The sequence below is a fragment of the Marinobacter sp. ST-43 genome, assembly GCF_030541085.1.
Taxonomy (GTDB): domain Bacteria; phylum Pseudomonadota; class Gammaproteobacteria; order Pseudomonadales; family Oleiphilaceae; genus Marinobacter; species Marinobacter nauticus.
On the sequence record NZ_JASSVO010000001.1, the window covers coordinates 362,815 to 377,960 of the forward strand.

Sequence of the window (15,146 nt, forward strand, 5' to 3'; positions counted from 1 at the left end):
AGGAAATAACGTGATGAAGATGTCTTTCTCTACAAAAGCGTTTGCCATGCTCCTGTCCGCCGGCCTGGTTGCTGGTTGTAGCTCCACCGGTGAGAACATGGAAGAGGGTGCTTACGGTTCTGACGTGGCCGCGATTGATCAGGATGGCGGTTCTACCGTTTACGGTGGTGCGGATGGCTCCGGCGTTTCCGCCTCCGAGCTGACTGATGACGAGCGCCGGGCCGCTCAGGAGCAAGCCGAGCAGGAAGCCCTGCGTGACATCACCACCTTCTACTTCGATTTCGATACGTCCGAAATCAAGCCGGACGCCCGTGACGTGCTGGTTGCCCACGCTCGCTACCTGGCGGACAACCCGCGTCAGCAGGTACGCCTGGAAGGTCATGCGGATGAGCGTGGCACCAAGGAATACAACCTGGCTCTGGGTGAGCGCCGCGCGAATGCCGTACAGCGCTTCCTGATCGTAAACGGCGCTTCCCGTGGCCAGATTGAAACCGTAAGCTATGGTGAAGAAAAGCCGGCCGTGCGTGGTTCCACTGAAAGTGCCTGGGCACAGAACCGTCGCGTAGAGCTGGTATTCCAGTAAAACCGACCTAGACGGACGTATCCATGAGAAAACACCTCATGGCGGCCGTGCTGATCCCGCTGGGCCTTGGCCTGGCGGGAGTCACCCATGCACAGTCGTCCACACCCGCATTCCAGAACAACAGCTCCGAGGCCCAGCGTAAGGCCGGCAACAACCAGGCCACGGCAGAGCTGTTCTACATGATTCAGCAACTGCAGCGCGAAGTGAGAGACCTGCGGGGCCAGGTTGAAGAACAGCAGCACCAGATCAGTCGCCTGCAACAGCAGGGCAGGGACCGCTATGTGGATCTGGATCAGCGGATACTGGAGCTGTCCAAGGCCGTCGAGTCCGGGGCCAGTGCTGCACAGCAGCCGACTGCAGCGGGAGCTTCAGCAGACAGTGGAAGACTGAAGCCGACCCGGGTGTATCGCTCGCCGGAACCGGAAGAGCAGAAAACCTATAACGACATTATCGACCTTATCCGCAACAAGAAAGACTACGACACGGCGATAACCCGCCTGTACGAGTTTGTGGATACCTACCCCGAGGGCGACCTCACCGTTAATGCCTATTACTGGCTTGGTGAAGTCTATCTGGCGAAACCTCAGCTGGAGCAGGCCCGTCAGGCTTTTACCATTGTTGCGACGCGCTATAGTGATCATCGCAAGGCACCGGACGCTGTGTACAAGCTGGGGGTGACCCTGGATCGTCTGGGCGAAAAAGACGAAGCGCGGCGCCGGATGAGCTCGGTGGTTGAGCAGTACCCGGATTCCGGAGCGGCAGAGTTGGCGCAGAAGTATCTGGATTCCGCCCAGGGTTGATCGGTATCTGGTCAACTTGCACGGATCTTGAGCGGTGAGTGAAAAAAGTTGGTCGACCGTGAAAAAAAGGGGTTGATCACCAAAAAAATATCAGTAATATGTGCGCCTCGTTTGGGTCGTTAGCTCAGTTGGTAGAGCAGTTGGCTTTTAACCAATTGGTCGAAGGTTCGAATCCTTCACGACCCACCAAATTCAGAGCGCGAGGTTTTGGCCGCGTGTTCGCTGGATGAAAAGCCAGCACAGCCAGTTAGGGGTCGTTAGCTCAGTTGGTAGAGCAGTTGGCTTTTAACCAATTGGTCGAAGGTTCGAATCCTTCACGACCCACCAACAAGGCAAGCCGTCACTACGGGGTTTGCGGAAAAAAGAGCCGAAAGGCTCTTTTTTTTTGCCTGCAAGAACCCACCTATACCCACAGGACGGACGCTATCCTGCAAGATGGCATACCCACATTGCAGGATCATGAAACCAAAGGCAGAAGTGATATACTCCGGCCGTTAACGTCAATCAGAGAATAAGTGATGACTAAAGCGCAAGACCGCATTCTGGTTCAGGAACATCTCGCTCATCAGGCTGAGCCCAAGCCCCTGAGTGCCTCAGAGAAAGCTGATCTCGAGGCCAGGATCAAGGTGGCTCTGAAGGAGAAGGATGCCGTTCTGGTTGCGCATTATTACACCGATCCGGACATCCAGCGGCTGGCAGAAGAGACCGGTGGTTGTGTGGCGGATTCCCTGGAAATGGCGCGCTTCGGTAACCAGCACCCGGCATCCACCGTTGTCGTTGCCGGCGTTCGTTTTATGGGAGAGACGGCAAAGATTCTGAATCCGGAGAAAAAGGTTCTGATGCCGACTCTGGAGGCGACTTGCTCGCTTGATGTTGGTTGCCCGGCCGACGAGTTCTCCGAGTTCTGTGATCAGCACCCGGATCGCACCGTCGTGGTTTATGCCAACACCTCGGCTGCGGTGAAAGCCCGGGCCGATTGGGTGGTCACCTCCAGTTGCGCCCAGGCCATTGTTGAGCATCTGGACGCCAAAGGTGAAAAAATCCTGTGGGCGCCAGACAAACACCTGGGCGGCTATGTACAGAAAACCACAGGCGCAGACGTTCTGCTGTGGGACGGCTCCTGCATTGTGCACGAGGAATTCAAGTACCGTGGCCTGGAAGACCTCAAGGCTCTGTACCCGGATGCAGCAATCCTGGTGCACCCGGAGTCACCCGATGCGGTGGTACAGATGGCGGATGTGGTCGGTTCAACCTCGCAACTGATTCATGCGGTGCAAACGCTTCCGAACGAAGAGTTTATCGTTGCAACCGACAACGGCATTTTCTACAAGATGCAACAGCTGGCGCCCAACAAAACGTTGATTGAAGCGCCCACCGCGGGCAACGGCGCAACCTGCCGAAGCTGTGCCCATTGTCCCTGGATGGCCATGAACGGTCTGGAGAATCTGCTGCACGTGCTTGAGCATGGCGACCAGGAAGTGCATGTGGATGACGCGCTGCGAGAAGACGCGCTGCGGCCGCTGCGCCGGATGCTGGACTTCACCGCCAACATGAACCTCAAGGCTGCCGGCAACGCCTGAAGGTTCCGGGGTTAGTCCTAACCGGCTTCGCGCGCCTGGAGCCGGTTAGTCAGCTCACCAAGGCGCTCACTCACCACCTGGCGTTCGGCGGAGCCGGCCGGCAGTTTCTCCTGAGCCTGGCGCAATTGCCGCTGTGCTGATTTCAGATCGCCCATCAGTACATCGTATTCCGCTCTCGCCCGGTGCACCCCGACAATATTCCGAGCCATACCTTCGGCTTCGGCCAGTCTCAGCCACAGTTGCTCCTGGCTGGGAAGGCGGCGAGTCAGCTCCCTCAGGTAGTCGGCAGCAGCGGCCCCGTTACCATCGGCAATCTCTATGGCCGCCAGCGTGGATGTTATTGGATAGTTTCCGGGGTTGCGCGCCAGTGCCTCCTGCATAAGCGCTCTGGCGTCGGCATATCGTTTCTGGCTGAGCAGCACCTCCGCCAGTGACACCTGGAACGTGATGCGCCCGGGGTTGGCTTTCAGTAATTCCCGCATTAATGGTTCGGCCTTGTCGTAGCGTCGGCTTTCCTGATAAGCCACCGCCAGGCCGTAACGGATGGCATCGTTGCGCTGGGCGTCTTCCCGGGCAAGGTAAGCCTCGAACGTTTCTATCGCCGTTTCGGGAGATTCGCTGTAATGCACCTGCAGGCGGCTGCGAACCAGGTGATATTCCTGTCCGTCCTGCACCCGGGTATCAGGGTATTGTTCGGCCCGGTTGCGGGTGTCGGCAACCCGGTTCTGGGTCAGCGGGTGAGTGGAAAGGTATTCCGGCAGGCGATTTCCCTGCAGGCGGTTCTGTCTCATCATGATTTCGAACATCTCGGGCATGCCTCTCGGGTCCATGCCGGCACTGGCCAGGATGTCCATGCCAACCCGGTCGGCTTCCTGTTCGTGGGAGCGGCTGTAGGCCAGCATGTTCTGCACCGCCATGGCCTGGGTGCCGGCGATGGCGGCAATGCCAATGTCTGACTGGGTAACCGCAGAAAGCACGATACCGGCGATCATGCCGGCCAGGGTTAACGGAGCGCTGGTTTCCTGTTGCTGCATTCGACGAGCAAAATGGCGCTGGCTGAGGTGGGCCAGTTCGTGGGCCAGGACCGAGGCAAACTGTTGTTCGGTGGCGGCGTTCAGAAACAGGCCCCCATTGACGCCTACTACGCCGCCGGGCACGGCGAAAGCGTTGATGGCCGGGCTGTCAATCAGCACCAGTTTAAGGTCGCGATTATCCAGCGGTGCGGACGGCACCAGACGATAAATGATCGCGCTCAGGTAGTCGTAGACCAGTGGGTCCTGAAGTTGCGGGGCTGAACGGCGAATGGAGGCCATAACCTGTTGGCCAATATCAGCTTCCATCTGTCCGGAGATCAGGCCGCCGCTACCGCCGATGCTTGGCAGGTCTGACGACTGCGCGCGTGTGGCCGGGCTGGTGACCGCCATGCTGAGCGCCAGAAAAACGATCAGCGCCCAGGGGGAGCGGTGTTGGCCTTCGTTCTGGTACTTCATATGTCTGAGGATGCCTCGAATTCGTGTTGCCCGTTTGACAAGGCGGCAGCCGGCAAGTTCTCCGGAGTATTACCAACTCTTGTGATGCAATAGAGTAACACCAGCGGCATAATGCCTGCCTGATTACTGTATGAAACGTAATGGTAAATGCTGATTATGGCTGACAGAACCCTGGATGCCAGCGGCCTGCGTTGTCCCATGCCGCTGCTGAAAACCAAGCTGGAACTCAACTCCATGACGCCCGGGGAGGAATTGGTGGTTGTCGCCACGGATACCGGCTCACTGAGGGACATACCTGCCTGGCTGGCGTTGTCGGCCCATACGCTTGTCAGCCAATCGGAGAGTAATGGGGAATACCGTTTCGTGATAAAGTGCGGCGGTTAATTTCCGGAGTCATTCATGGTCAGAATTCTGCGCGGTCTAGCCCACAAGTATTTTTCAGACGAAGAAGCCGTCATCCTGTTTTTGCTGCTGGTGACTGGCACCGTCTTTATCATCTGGTTCGGGGCCATGCTGGCGCCGGCCATCGCTTCCCTGATTGTGGCGTTCATTCTGCAGGGCCTGGTGTCGAAACTGAACCGGATGGGTGTGCCTGAGCTGATCGCCGTGATAGGTGTGTTTGTGGTGTTCCTGGGCGTGCTGGTGGGTTTTATCTTCGGCCTGTTGCCGTTAATCTGGACTCAGCTGAGTACCCTTGCCGGCGAAGCGCCCCGGATTATCAGGGAGCTCCAGTCCTATCTTGAAGTCCTGCCCGAGCAATACCCCCACCTGGTCTCAGTCGAATCTGTGAACACCATGTATCAGCAGATATCGGCGGAAGTAGGGCACCTGACTCAATGGCTGGTGTCCTTCTCGCTGTCCAGCATTCCGGACCTTGTGGCCTTGCTGATCTACATGGTTCTGGTGCCTATCCTGGTGTTTTTCTTCCTGAAAGACCGCCGGGTTCTGGTGAACTCTTTCGCCCGTCTGCTGCCTCCGCAGCGGCCGATGATGGTTCGCATCTGGCATGAAGTAAACCTGCAGTGCGCCAATTATGTCCGCGGCAAGGCGGTGGAAATTCTGATTGTCGGTGGCGTCACCTATGTCGCCTTCAAGTTCCTCGGTATGCCCTATGCAGCACTGCTTTCCCTGTTGGTGGGGCTGAGTGTGGTGATTCCCTACATTGGTGCCGCGGTGGTCACCATTCCGGTGGCAGTGATCGCCCTGTTTTCGTTCGGCTGGGGCAGCCATTTTATCTGGGTCATGGTGATCTACGGCATTATTCAGGCGCTTGATGGCAATGTCCTGGTACCGATTCTGTTCTCGGAAGTGAATAACCTGCACCCGGTGGCGATTATTGTCGCCGTGCTGTTCTTTGGCGGGATCTGGGGCTTGTGGGGCGTGTTTTTTGCGATTCCGCTGGCGACGATGCTGAAAGCGGTCTTCGCTGCCTGGCCGGTGAAGGAGTCGCCTCCGCCACCAGCCATCGCGGAATAGGGTATTACAGGGCCTTGACGGCCTCCAGCACCTCGTCGGCGTGGCCTTTGACCTTGACGCCGCGCCATTCCTTGCGCAGCACGCCTTCCTTGTCGATCAGGAAGGTGCTGCGTTCAATGCCAAGGTGCTCCTTGCCATACAGCTTCTTGAGCTTGATAACGTCGAACAGCTTGCACAGGGACTCGTCCTTGTCGGAAATCAGGTGGAACGGAAACCCGTGTTTGGCCCGGAAGTTTTCATGGGCTTTCAGGCCATCCCGCGAGACGCCGAAGATCTCGGTGTCCTCGGCAGTGAAAGCTTCCATTCTGTCCCGGAAGTCCTGGCCCTCGGTGGTGCAGCCCGGCGTATTGTCTTTCGGGTAGAAATAAATAACGATGTTCCGGCCTTTCAGGTCGCTCAGGCGAACGGTCTGGTCGCCAGTGGCCTCAGCCTGAAACTCTGGCACGGGTTGATTCAATGCTACGGATGACATGACATCTCCTTTAATTCCCTTGTGTCAGTTCGAGCCCAACATTACCATATCGGTTTTATTCGGACGGAGCTTTTATGATTACGGGTAGCCTTGTCGCACTGGTCACGCCCATGCATCCAAACGGTGATATTCACTGGGAGGATCTGGACAAACTGGTGGACTTTCATATCGAAAACGGCACCCATGGCATTGTTGCTGTGGGCACCACTGGCGAATCCGCAACCCTGGATCCGGAGGAACATATCCGGACGATCGGGCATATCATAAAACGTGTAAACGGCCGGATTCCCGTTATTGCCGGTACCGGTGGTAACAGTACGCGCGAAGCCATCGAATTGACCACCGAAGCCCACAAACTCGGTGCGGATGCCTGTCTGCTCGTAGTGCCTTACTACAATAAGCCGACCCAGGAAGGCCTGTATCGGCACTTCAAGGCCATCGCGGAAGCGGTACCGGGCATGAACCAGATTCTCTACAACGTACCGGGCCGCACTGCCTGCGATATGCTGAACGAGACCGTGGTCCGTCTGGCCGACATTCCCAATATCGTTGGTATCAAGGACGCGACCGGGAACATTCCCCGTGGCGCGGAGCTGATCGAAGCCCTGGATGGACGCCTTGCGGTGTATTCCGGTGACGACGCCACGGCGGCGGATCTGATGCTGGCGGGCGCGAAAGGTAATGTTTCGGTAACGGCCAACGTCGCTCCGAAAGCCATGGCCGAGCTCTGTGAAGCGGCCATTGCGGGCAACGAAGAGGAAACCCGCCGCTTGAATGAGCTTTTGATGCCGCTTAATCGCAAGCTGTTCCTGGAAGCCAACCCGATTCCGGTAAAATGGGCGCTGTACCGCATGGGCATGATTGGTGAGGGCATTCGTCTGCCACTGACGCCGCTCAGTGAAAAGTTCCACGGCGAGGTGGAAGACGCGCTCAAGGCCTCAGGTGTTCTCTGAGGCCACCGTTACCGTTAACCGGAGTAACCCGATGCAGGTTCCTGCAAGAGCCCGTAAGAAAACCGTTTTGTTCGCTCGACCTGTTTCGGCATTGGTGCTTGCCAGTGCCCTGGCCGGTTGCAGCCTTATCGATGATCGTTCCGAAGGCTACGTCAACGCACCGGAAGGCGAGCCGATTCAGGTACCTGAAGGTCTCGACAGCTCCCGGCTGAGCGAAACCATGCCGATACGTTCTATCAACACCGCCGATTCCCGCAATCTTTACCCGTCGTCGATTCCCCGTCCGCCAGATATGACATCCGAGATTCTGGATGAAAACTATGTGATTGAAGAGTTGGACGGCCGCATCTGGTTGTTGGTCAATGAGGTGCCAGGACGACTCTGGCCTGTGGTCAGTGCCTGGATGAATGAAAGCGGCCTGGGCATTGCCCATGACAGCCCGCAACTGGGGATTCTCCAGAGTGAACTGGCGAACTTCAGCAAGCGCAGCCGAACGCTGCTGGGGCTCGCTGACAGTCCAACCGCAACAGAACCCAAAGTGGTGATGCAGGCCCGCCTGGCACCTGGCATCCGTCGTAAAACCACCGAAATCCGCGTGCGTATTCTGGAGCTAGAGCAAGCCCCGGAAGAACTCATGCCCTGGGACAGTGACACCGGTGCCGATGCAACCTCCGAGCAACACCAGCGGGCGCTGCTGACGGAGCTGGGGGATTTCCTCAAACAGCGTGAGGACAACAAATCCTTCTCGCGGGCGGCCTCAGGCATGGTTTCCAAGCCGTTGGTGCGCTTGCAGTCGGAGCAGGATGAAGCGGTTGCCATTCGTGTGGAACTGGATTTTGGCCGAACCTGGGCAGAGGTCAATCGGTCCCTGGAGGAAATGGGGCTGCCGGTACTGGATCTGAACCGGAGTGAAGGCTGGTTGCAGGTGGATTTCCGCACAGAAGACGAGCGCGGCCCGGGCTGGTTCTCGTGGTTCAGCGATGCTGAAAAGCCGGTCCACACCCACACGATCCGGATTCAGCAGGGTGCCGACGCCATGAGCGTTACCGCCGAGCAGCACGACAGCTACGAGGGTGAACGCAGTTCAGCAGATCTGCTCACCCAACTCTTTGAACATCTGTATTGATTAACGGGGTGGCCGAGGCCACCGGCCGTTTGGAGAAAGTAATGGAAAAGCGCGAAGAGCTTTATGCCGGCAAGGCAAAATCGGTTTACCGCACGGACGATCCCGAGCGGTTTGTTCTGGTATTCCGCGACGATACCTCGGCCTTTGACGGAGAGAAGAAAGAACAGCTGAACCGCAAGGGCATGGTGAACAACAAGTTCAATGCCTTCATCATGGAAAAGCTGGAAGCGGCCGGCGTACCTACCCACTTCGAAGGGCTGCTGTCTGATACCGAGTCCCTGGTCAAGAAGCTTGAGATGATCCCGGTTGAGTGTGTGGTGCGCAATGTGTCTGCGGGCAGCCTGTGCCGTCGCCTGGGCGTGGAAGAGGGCCAGGAGCTGAACCCGCCCACCTTTGAGCTCTTCCTGAAAAACGACGCACTGCACGATCCGATGGTGAACGAATCCCTGGCAGTCAGCTTCGGCTGGGCCAAGGCCGATGAGCTGGCCCGGATGAAAGTGCTGACCTATAAGGTCAACGACGTACTAAAAAAACTGTTTGACGATGCCGGCATGCTGCTGGTGGACTACAAGCTGGAATTTGGCCGCAGTGGTGGCCAGATCGTTCTGGGTGACGAATTCAGCCCCGATGGCTGTCGTATCTGGGACAAGGAAACCCGCAAGAAGATGGACAAGGATCGCTTCCGCCAGGGCCTTGGCGAAGTGATCGAAACCTATGAAGAGGTCGGTCGTCGTCTCGGCATAAAGTTTGACTGACCGGGCAATACAACCACAAAAAACGGGTGCGTTATGCGTAAACTGATGATTGTTGTAGGTGGCTCTCTGGCCCTGGCCGCGCCACTGGCCAATGCTGATGTCCTGGGCGTTGGCGCCAACGTTAGCTATTGGGATTCCGACTTCTCCGGCGAAGTGGTCAACAAGGACTCGGCCGTTGATATTGAAAAGGATCTCAACCTCGACAGCGACAGCAACGCGAACTTCACGGCGTTTTTCGAGCATCCGATTCCGGTGCTGCCGAACGTACGGTTGAATTACACCAGTATTTCCCAGAGTGGGCGTGGTGAGATCGGGCTGGAAGCATTTGATGGAATTCTGCCAGGAGCTCCGGTTCGTTCGGATCTGGATATCGACCAACTGGACGTCACCCTGTACTACGAAGTACTTGATAACTGGGTGAATCTTGATCTGGGCCTGACTGCCAGAAATTTTGATGGTGAGCTGGTCCTGCGGGACGTGAATGATATTGCCAACGTCAGCAAAACCTCCGTCGACGCCGTCGTCCCCATGGGCTACCTCGCTGCCCGTTTCGACTTGCCGTTCACCGGCGTGTCCGTAGGTGCTGAGGGCAACATCATCAGCTACAGCGGCGACTCCCTGCACGACTTCAATGCCTATGGCCAGTACGAGTTTGCCATGCTGCAGCTGCGGGCCGGCTATCGCCAGATGTCTATCGACTATGAAGACGATGATGACAAGCTGGATGTGGAAATGTCCGGACCCTTCGCCAGTGTTGGCGTGGCGTTCTGACCAGGACAGCTAGAAGGCGCCTTCGGGCGCCATTTTTCATGGAGAACAGATCTTGAAAATCCTCGTTACGGGAACCGCCGGCTTTATCGGCTCGCATCTTGCTCACCGTTTGCTCGATCGTGGCGATGAAGTGATTGGCGTGGACAACGTCAACGACTATTACGACGTCAATCTCAAGGAAGCACGCCTGGCCCGGCTGCTGAACAAGCCCGGTTTCACCGAAGTACGCCAGGACGTGGCCGACCGCGAGGCCATGGAAGCGGTTTTCCGTGAGCATAAGCCCGAGCGGGTGGTGCACCTGGCGGCCCAGGCCGGGGTCCGGTATTCCCTGGAAAACCCTCATGCCTATGTGGATGCCAATTTGGTCGGCTTTATGAACATCCTTGAGGGTTGTCGCCATAACGAGGTCAAGCACCTGGTGTATGCCTCCAGCAGCTCCGTGTATGGGGCTAATGAGACCATGCCATTCTCCGTGCATGATAACGTGGATCACCCGCTGAGCCTTTACGCGGCGTCCAAGAAAGCCAACGAGCTGATGGCCCATACTTACAGCCATCTGTACAACCTGCCTACCACTGGGCTGCGCTTCTTTACCGTTTACGGCCCCTGGGGCCGGCCGGATATGGCGCTGTTTATCTTTACCAAAAAGATCCTGGCCGGTGAGCCCATCGACGTGTTCAATCACGGCCATCACAAGCGGGACTTCACCTACATCGACGATATCGTCGAAGGCGTTATCCGTACCCTGGACAACGTAGCCCAGCCGAACGACGACTGGAGCGGTGCCCAGCCGGACCCGGGTACCAGCAAGGGGCCTTACCGAATCTACAACATCGGCAGTAATAACCCGGTGGAGCTGTCCCGTTTTATCGAGATTATTGAAGAGCGGGTGGGCAGAAAAGCCGAGAAGAATCTGCTGCCGTTGCAACCGGGCGATGTGCCGGCCACCTATGCCAATGTCGACGACTTGATTAACGATGTGGGGTATAAGCCCTCTACCACGGTGGAAGAGGGCATTGCCAACTTCGTGGACTGGTATCGGGATTTTTACAACGCCTGAGCGTCCATCATCGCTTATGAATAAGGCCAGCCGAGACGCTGGCCTTATTTGTTTATGGTCGCTGTTCCGGAAGCCTGAATACCTGTGCTTTCCGGGTAACAGGACATTGGAAAGCCAATTCAACGGCGGTGAGTTGCAGGCCACCCGCAGATGCCGCGCCATACAGCCGGTCTCCCACAATCGGGTGGCCAATGCCGGCCAGGTGGCGTCGGATCTGATGTTTACGTCCGGTTTCGATTCGTACCTGCACCTCCGTTGTGTCTGATTCCTCATCCCGGCTCAGTGTCGTCACGCGGCTGATTGAGTCCTTGCCATCCAGTGGCGTGTCGAGGCGAAGATCATCTGCCATCAGGTTGCCGGCGACCCGCGCCCGGTAGATCTTGGTCATGGCGCGCCCGGCAAACAATTCTGAAAGGGCCGCCGCAGCCTTGCCGTCATGGGCAATCAGCATCAGACCTGCAGCGTCGGCGTCCAGGCGGTGTACCAGAAAGCAGGGTGTGTTCAGTTCAATTTCCGCCAGGCGCAGCAGGCTGCAGTGGTCGCCCCATTGAGACCCTTGTGATAACAGCCCGTGGGGCTTGAACCAGACACTGTAACGTCCTTTGTTCTCCAGCAGCGTCGGTGTTTCCGGCTTGCGCGCCAACACCTGATCATCGTAGAACAGCTGAATACGGGTGCCGGGTTTCAGTTCCCGCTTGGCCTTGCGCAAACGCACCTGTTTTCCCTTCTGTGTCCACCAGCACGCGCCTTTGGCCATGGCATCCTTGATGCGCTGCTTGGGCAGGCCCGAGGCGTCTGCAAGCGCATCCACAGCAAGCTGTGAGCTTTCAACAGTCAAGTCGATGGTCTGGCGCATAGCGTGGTGGCGCACTCCGGTTTCAGGTAAGCAGGCCCGGCATTATAGCGGAAACCGTTCCGTGCGCGCGCCTTTCCCGGCTGTGGTACTGTTTGGAGAGGCGTTCGTTAAAGGAGACCGGTTATGCCGTTAATTGGCTGGCTATTTATTTTCGCTGCATTCGCATTGGTTATCGGCAGTCTGCTGTTTTTGCGGGATAGCGCCAATATGAAGATTCCCGAAGACAAGCTGGAGAAGATTCGGGAGCGGAAGGAAGAGCAGGAAAGGGCAGACAAGGAGGAACAGGATCGCTGGTGACGACTGCCTACGGTGGTTGCCAGTCGGTGTGGCACTGCGCACCAGTGTAGTGCTGCCTGCTTGGAAAGAGACAATAAGTCAACATAAAAGATATTAAAAACAATAAGTTAAAAAAACCTGAACAATTGGCCAGTTTTTTGCTCCATCTGACGTTGTTAACCGCGAAGGGCGGTGCAACACAACTTCAGAATTGTTCAGGAGAACGATGCATGAGCATGAAACGCAGTCTGGCAGCGGCCATTGCCCTGACTTTATCTTCTTCCGTGATGGCAGAAGACCCGATGAAAATCGGATTTGTCTATGTTGGGCCGATTGGGGATCACGGCTGGAGTTACCAGCACGACCTGGGCCGCAAAGCCGTTGAGGCGCACTTCGGTGACCAGGTTCAGACAACTTACGTGGAAAACGTCGCTGAGGGTGCCGATGCCGAGCGCACCATCCGTATGCTGGCCCAGGCCGGCAACGACGTTATCTTTACCACCTCGTTCGGTTTTATGAATCCGACCATCCGGGTTGCCGAACAGTTCCCGGATATCACCTTCATGCATGCCACCGGCTACAAGCAGGCGGACAACGTTGGTACCTATCTGTCCAAGACCTACGAGGGGCGTTATGTAACGGGAGTGGCAGCCGGATTGGTAACCGAGTCGAATGTGCTGGGTTACATTGCCTCGTTCCCGATTCCGGAAGTCATTCGCGATATCAACGCGGTTTATCTGGGGGCCAAGTCGGTGAACCCGGACATCGAGATCAAGGTAGTCTGGGCCAACACCTGGTTTGATCCGGCCAAAGAGGCGGATGCCGCTAACGCCATGATGGATCAAGGCGCGGATGTGGTTATTCAGCACACCGACAGCCCGGCGCCGTTGATGTCCGCCTTGCGCCGGGGTAACTGGGGTGTCGGGCAGGCATCTGATATGCGGGAATTTGGTAAAGAGGCGCATCTGTTATCGGTCGCCAACAACTGGGGTCCTTATTACGTGGACCAGGTTCAGAAGGTTATGGATGACAGCTGGGTGCCAGAGGATCACTGGGGCGGCATTGACGAAGATATGATCCAGATTATCGGCCTGAGCGACCGCCTGAGTGAGGAGCAGTCGGCGGCTGTGAACCAGGTGATTGACGCCATTAGCGCCGGTGAGCTGCATCCGTTTACCGGTCCTTTGAAAGACCAGGCCGGCGAGCTTAAAGTGGCGGATGGGGTGACTATGACCGAACAGGAACTGGCGGGTATGAACTGGTTCGTGGAAGGCGTCGGGGCAGCACTGCCGCAGTAACGATTCTGATCAGACACTGACAAAAGAGCCCCGATCAATGGGGCTCTTTATTGGCTGACTGGCGGGTGTGTTTCAGAACGCAGGGTCGGAACCGCGCGTGGCCCAGCCGGTCATCCGTCGCTCGACCAGTGCGAAGAGTTCGTACATCACCACGCCCATGACGCCGATCACCACCAGGCCGGCAAATACCAGACCCATATCCATGGTGGAGCTCGCCGACAGCATCAGGTACCCGATGCCAACGTTCGATGCCACCGTCTCGGAGATGACCGAGCCGACAAAGGCCAGGGTAATCGCAACCTTGAGTGAAGCGAAGAAGTAAGGCATGGAGCGGGGCAGAGCGACTTTCTTCAGAATGTCGATGCGACTGGCGCCGAGCGAACGCATAACGTCCTGCAGCTCCGGCTCCAGCGTCGCCAGGCCGGTGGCCATATTCACCACCACCGGGAAGAAGGAGATCAGAAACGCAGTAAGAATGGCGGGTACCGTGCCGATACCGAACCAGACCACCAGCACCGGCACAAAGGCCACTTTCGGGATGCTGTTGAAGCCCACCATCAATGGATAGACCGCTTTGTAGATCACCGGCGAGGAGCCCACCAGCATGCCCAAAACCAGTCCAAATGCCACGGCAAGGGCGAATCCGACAACGGTGGTGAACAGGGTCTGGGTGGCATGCTCAATGATCTGTGGTCGGTATTCCAGCCAGGAACGCCAGATTTCGGTGGGGGCCGGGAACAGGTAGTCGGGAATCTGGAAAGCAAAGCAAACCAGCTCCCAGAACAGTACCAGGAACACAAGCAGCAGCCAGGGGGAGGCTTTCATCAACAGGCGTTTTCGTTGAGCCAGGGTCATCAGGATCCCTCCCGGATTCGGCCAATGTGGTCACGTAATTCAAACACCAGGTCGGCAAAGGGGTCGGTGTAGGTGACGGACAGCTCTCTGGGCCGAGGTAGATTGACCGGTTTGCGCACCAGTATCCGGCCCGGGCCCTTGCTCATTACGTAGACGGTATCGGCAAGAAAGACCGCTTCGCGGAGGTCGTGGGTCACCAGAACCACCGTGAAGGGCTCTTCCTGCCATAAATCCCGCACCATGCACCAGAGTTCCTCACGGGTGAAGGCATCCAGTGCGCCGAACGGTTCATCAAGCATCAGCAGTGAGGGGCGGTGGATCAGTGCGCGGCAAATAGACGCGCGCTGCTGCATGCCGCCGGACAGTTCCCAGGGATATTTGTGTTCGCAGCCGGCAAGGCCAACCCGCTTGAGCAGGGCGCGCCCCAGTTCTTCGAACTGTGTTTTCTCCCGGCGGAACTTGTGGCGGTACTCCGCCACTATCTCAAGTGGCAGCAGCACGTTTTCAAGGGTCGTGCGCCACGGCAGCAGGTTGGAGGCCTGGAACGCCATGCCAACACCTTTCTGGGGGCCAGCAACCTGCTTGCCACCCAGATAGACATAACCCTCGCTGGGCGGCGCCAGCCCGGTCACCAGTTTCATCAGGGTAGACTTGCCACACCCTGATGGACCAACCACTGCCACAAACTCATTCTCTTTCACGCTCAGGGAGATGTTTTCGATCGCCAGCGGGCCATCATCGCCATAGCGCATGCTTACATTCTCAAACTCGACAAGGTCCATCTGGAACTCCGGT

Annotated in this window: 17 protein-coding genes and 2 tRNA genes; 14 read left to right on the top strand and 5 right to left on the bottom strand. The window is 57.2% G+C overall.

Features of this window, described 5'->3' with window-relative positions; all coding sequences use genetic code 11:
• The first annotated feature begins 13 nt into the window (after positions 1-13).
• The 5 genes from pal (at position 14) to nadA (ending at position 2,963) form a co-directional block, all read left to right on the top strand.
• Complete coding sequence (gene pal, locus QPL98_RS01725; RefSeq protein WP_011785181.1) at positions 14-583, top strand: peptidoglycan-associated lipoprotein Pal; 570 nt, start codon at positions 14-16, stop codon at positions 581-583.
• 23 nt (positions 584-606) lie between these two features.
• The gene (ybgF, locus tag QPL98_RS01730) at positions 607-1,383 is read left to right on the top strand and encodes a tol-pal system protein YbgF (protein WP_303292494.1); all 777 of its coding nucleotides are present in this window, start codon (positions 607-609) and stop codon (positions 1,381-1,383) included.
• 113 nt (positions 1,384-1,496) lie between these two features.
• Positions 1,497-1,572: transfer RNA gene (locus QPL98_RS01735), tRNA-Lys, on the top strand.
• A gap of 62 nt (positions 1,573-1,634) precedes the next feature.
• Positions 1,635-1,710 (top strand) — tRNA-Lys (locus tag QPL98_RS01740).
• Positions 1,711-1,901: 191 nt separating this feature from the next.
• Entirely contained in the window at positions 1,902-2,963 is a 1,062-nt protein-coding gene (gene nadA / locus QPL98_RS01745; RefSeq protein WP_121206718.1) for a quinolinate synthase NadA, read from the top strand.
• A 17-nt stretch (positions 2,964-2,980) separates the two neighbouring features.
• Here nadA and QPL98_RS01750 read toward each other — a convergent pair whose 3' ends face one another.
• The gene (locus QPL98_RS01750) at positions 2,981-4,453 is read right to left on the bottom strand and encodes a M48 family metalloprotease (RefSeq protein ID WP_226596223.1); all 1,473 of its coding nucleotides are present in this window, start codon (positions 4,451-4,453) and stop codon (positions 2,981-2,983) included.
• Between the two features lie 156 nt (positions 4,454-4,609).
• Here QPL98_RS01750 and QPL98_RS01755 point away from each other — a divergent pair, with 156 nt between their 5' ends.
• Positions 4,610-4,837, top strand: a complete 228-nt coding sequence (locus tag QPL98_RS01755; protein WP_011785177.1) for a sulfurtransferase TusA family protein — start codon at positions 4,610-4,612, stop codon at positions 4,835-4,837.
• 15 nt (positions 4,838-4,852) lie between these two features.
• The gene (locus QPL98_RS01760) at positions 4,853-5,929 is read left to right on the top strand and encodes an AI-2E family transporter (protein ID WP_303292495.1); all 1,077 of its coding nucleotides are present in this window, start codon (positions 4,853-4,855) and stop codon (positions 5,927-5,929) included.
• A gap of 4 nt (positions 5,930-5,933) precedes the next feature.
• Here the strand turns inward: QPL98_RS01760 and QPL98_RS01765 are convergent, their stop codons facing one another.
• Positions 5,934-6,401, bottom strand: coding sequence for a peroxiredoxin (locus QPL98_RS01765; protein ID WP_303292496.1), 468 nt, complete (start codon positions 6,399-6,401; stop codon positions 5,934-5,936).
• 74 nt (positions 6,402-6,475) lie between these two features.
• Here QPL98_RS01765 and dapA point away from each other — a divergent pair, with 74 nt between their 5' ends.
• The 5 genes from dapA to QPL98_RS01790 are packed head-to-tail and all read left to right on the top strand — an operon-like array spanning position 6,476 to position 11,066.
• On the top strand, positions 6,476-7,354 hold the full coding sequence (gene dapA / locus QPL98_RS01770) for a 4-hydroxy-tetrahydrodipicolinate synthase (protein WP_303292497.1): 879 nt from the start codon (positions 6,476-6,478) through the stop codon (positions 7,352-7,354).
• 31 nt (positions 7,355-7,385) lie between these two features.
• Positions 7,386-8,480 (top strand): outer membrane protein assembly factor BamC, encoded by a 1,095-nt coding sequence (gene bamC / locus QPL98_RS01775; RefSeq protein WP_303292498.1) that lies wholly within the window; start codon positions 7,386-7,388, stop codon positions 8,478-8,480.
• Positions 8,481-8,521: 41 nt separating this feature from the next.
• Positions 8,522-9,235 (top strand): phosphoribosylaminoimidazolesuccinocarboxamide synthase, encoded by a 714-nt coding sequence (gene purC, locus QPL98_RS01780; protein ID WP_303292499.1) that lies wholly within the window; start codon positions 8,522-8,524, stop codon positions 9,233-9,235.
• A gap of 33 nt (positions 9,236-9,268) precedes the next feature.
• Positions 9,269-10,006: a TIGR04219 family outer membrane beta-barrel protein gene (locus tag QPL98_RS01785; protein WP_303292500.1), complete on the top strand. Its 738-nt coding sequence runs from the start codon at positions 9,269-9,271 to the stop codon at positions 10,004-10,006.
• A 52-nt stretch (positions 10,007-10,058) separates the two neighbouring features.
• Positions 10,059-11,066: an NAD-dependent epimerase gene (locus QPL98_RS01790; protein WP_303292501.1), complete on the top strand. Its 1,008-nt coding sequence runs from the start codon at positions 10,059-10,061 to the stop codon at positions 11,064-11,066.
• Positions 11,067-11,118: 52 nt separating this feature from the next.
• Here QPL98_RS01790 and QPL98_RS01795 read toward each other — a convergent pair whose 3' ends face one another.
• Entirely contained in the window at positions 11,119-11,922 is an 804-nt protein-coding gene (locus QPL98_RS01795; protein ID WP_303292502.1) for an RluA family pseudouridine synthase, read from the bottom strand.
• A 123-nt stretch (positions 11,923-12,045) separates the two neighbouring features.
• Here QPL98_RS01795 and QPL98_RS01800 point away from each other — a divergent pair, with 123 nt between their 5' ends.
• Positions 12,046-12,219, top strand: a complete 174-nt coding sequence (locus QPL98_RS01800) for a DUF2897 family protein (protein WP_303292503.1) — start codon at positions 12,046-12,048, stop codon at positions 12,217-12,219.
• Between the two features lie 209 nt (positions 12,220-12,428).
• Positions 12,429-13,496, top strand: coding sequence for a BMP family ABC transporter substrate-binding protein (locus tag QPL98_RS01805; RefSeq protein WP_303292504.1), 1,068 nt, complete (start codon positions 12,429-12,431; stop codon positions 13,494-13,496).
• Positions 13,497-13,568: 72 nt separating this feature from the next.
• On the opposite strand, the gene QPL98_RS01810 is transcribed toward QPL98_RS01805, so the two are convergent.
• Positions 13,569-14,351, bottom strand: coding sequence for an ABC transporter permease (locus tag QPL98_RS01810; RefSeq protein WP_199453914.1), 783 nt, complete (start codon positions 14,349-14,351; stop codon positions 13,569-13,571).
• Complete coding sequence (locus QPL98_RS01815) at positions 14,351-15,133, bottom strand: ABC transporter ATP-binding protein (protein WP_303292505.1); 783 nt, start codon at positions 15,131-15,133, stop codon at positions 14,351-14,353. Before QPL98_RS01815 ends, QPL98_RS01810 begins: the two co-directional genes overlap by 1 nt.
• Between the last annotated feature and the right edge of the window lie 13 nt (positions 15,134-15,146).

Coding starts and splice junctions, on each gene's coding strand:
- pal (WP_011785181.1), top strand. CDS start 14: ATGAAGATGTCTTTCTCTACAAAAGCGTTTGCCATGCTCCTGTCCGCC.
- ybgF (WP_303292494.1), top strand. CDS start 607: ATGAGAAAACACCTCATGGCGGCCGTGCTGATCCCGCTGGGCCTTGGC.
- nadA (WP_121206718.1), top strand. CDS start 1,902: ATGACTAAAGCGCAAGACCGCATTCTGGTTCAGGAACATCTCGCTCAT.
- QPL98_RS01750 (WP_226596223.1), bottom strand. CDS start 4,453: ATGAAGTACCAGAACGAAGGCCAACACCGCTCCCCCTGGGCGCTGATC.
- QPL98_RS01755 (WP_011785177.1), top strand. CDS start 4,610: ATGGCTGACAGAACCCTGGATGCCAGCGGCCTGCGTTGTCCCATGCCG.
- QPL98_RS01760 (WP_303292495.1), top strand. CDS start 4,853: ATGGTCAGAATTCTGCGCGGTCTAGCCCACAAGTATTTTTCAGACGAA.
- QPL98_RS01765 (WP_303292496.1), bottom strand. CDS start 6,401: ATGTCATCCGTAGCATTGAATCAACCCGTGCCAGAGTTTCAGGCTGAG.
- dapA (WP_303292497.1), top strand. CDS start 6,476: ATGATTACGGGTAGCCTTGTCGCACTGGTCACGCCCATGCATCCAAAC.
- bamC (WP_303292498.1), top strand. CDS start 7,386: ATGCAGGTTCCTGCAAGAGCCCGTAAGAAAACCGTTTTGTTCGCTCGA.
- purC (WP_303292499.1), top strand. CDS start 8,522: ATGGAAAAGCGCGAAGAGCTTTATGCCGGCAAGGCAAAATCGGTTTAC.
- QPL98_RS01785 (WP_303292500.1), top strand. CDS start 9,269: ATGCGTAAACTGATGATTGTTGTAGGTGGCTCTCTGGCCCTGGCCGCG.
- QPL98_RS01795 (WP_303292502.1), bottom strand. CDS start 11,922: ATGCGCCAGACCATCGACTTGACTGTTGAAAGCTCACAGCTTGCTGTG.
- QPL98_RS01800 (WP_303292503.1), top strand. CDS start 12,046: ATGCCGTTAATTGGCTGGCTATTTATTTTCGCTGCATTCGCATTGGTT.
- QPL98_RS01805 (WP_303292504.1), top strand. CDS start 12,429: ATGAGCATGAAACGCAGTCTGGCAGCGGCCATTGCCCTGACTTTATCT.
- QPL98_RS01810 (WP_199453914.1), bottom strand. CDS start 14,351: ATGACCCTGGCTCAACGAAAACGCCTGTTGATGAAAGCCTCCCCCTGG.
- QPL98_RS01815 (WP_303292505.1), bottom strand. CDS start 15,133: ATGGACCTTGTCGAGTTTGAGAATGTAAGCATGCGCTATGGCGATGAT.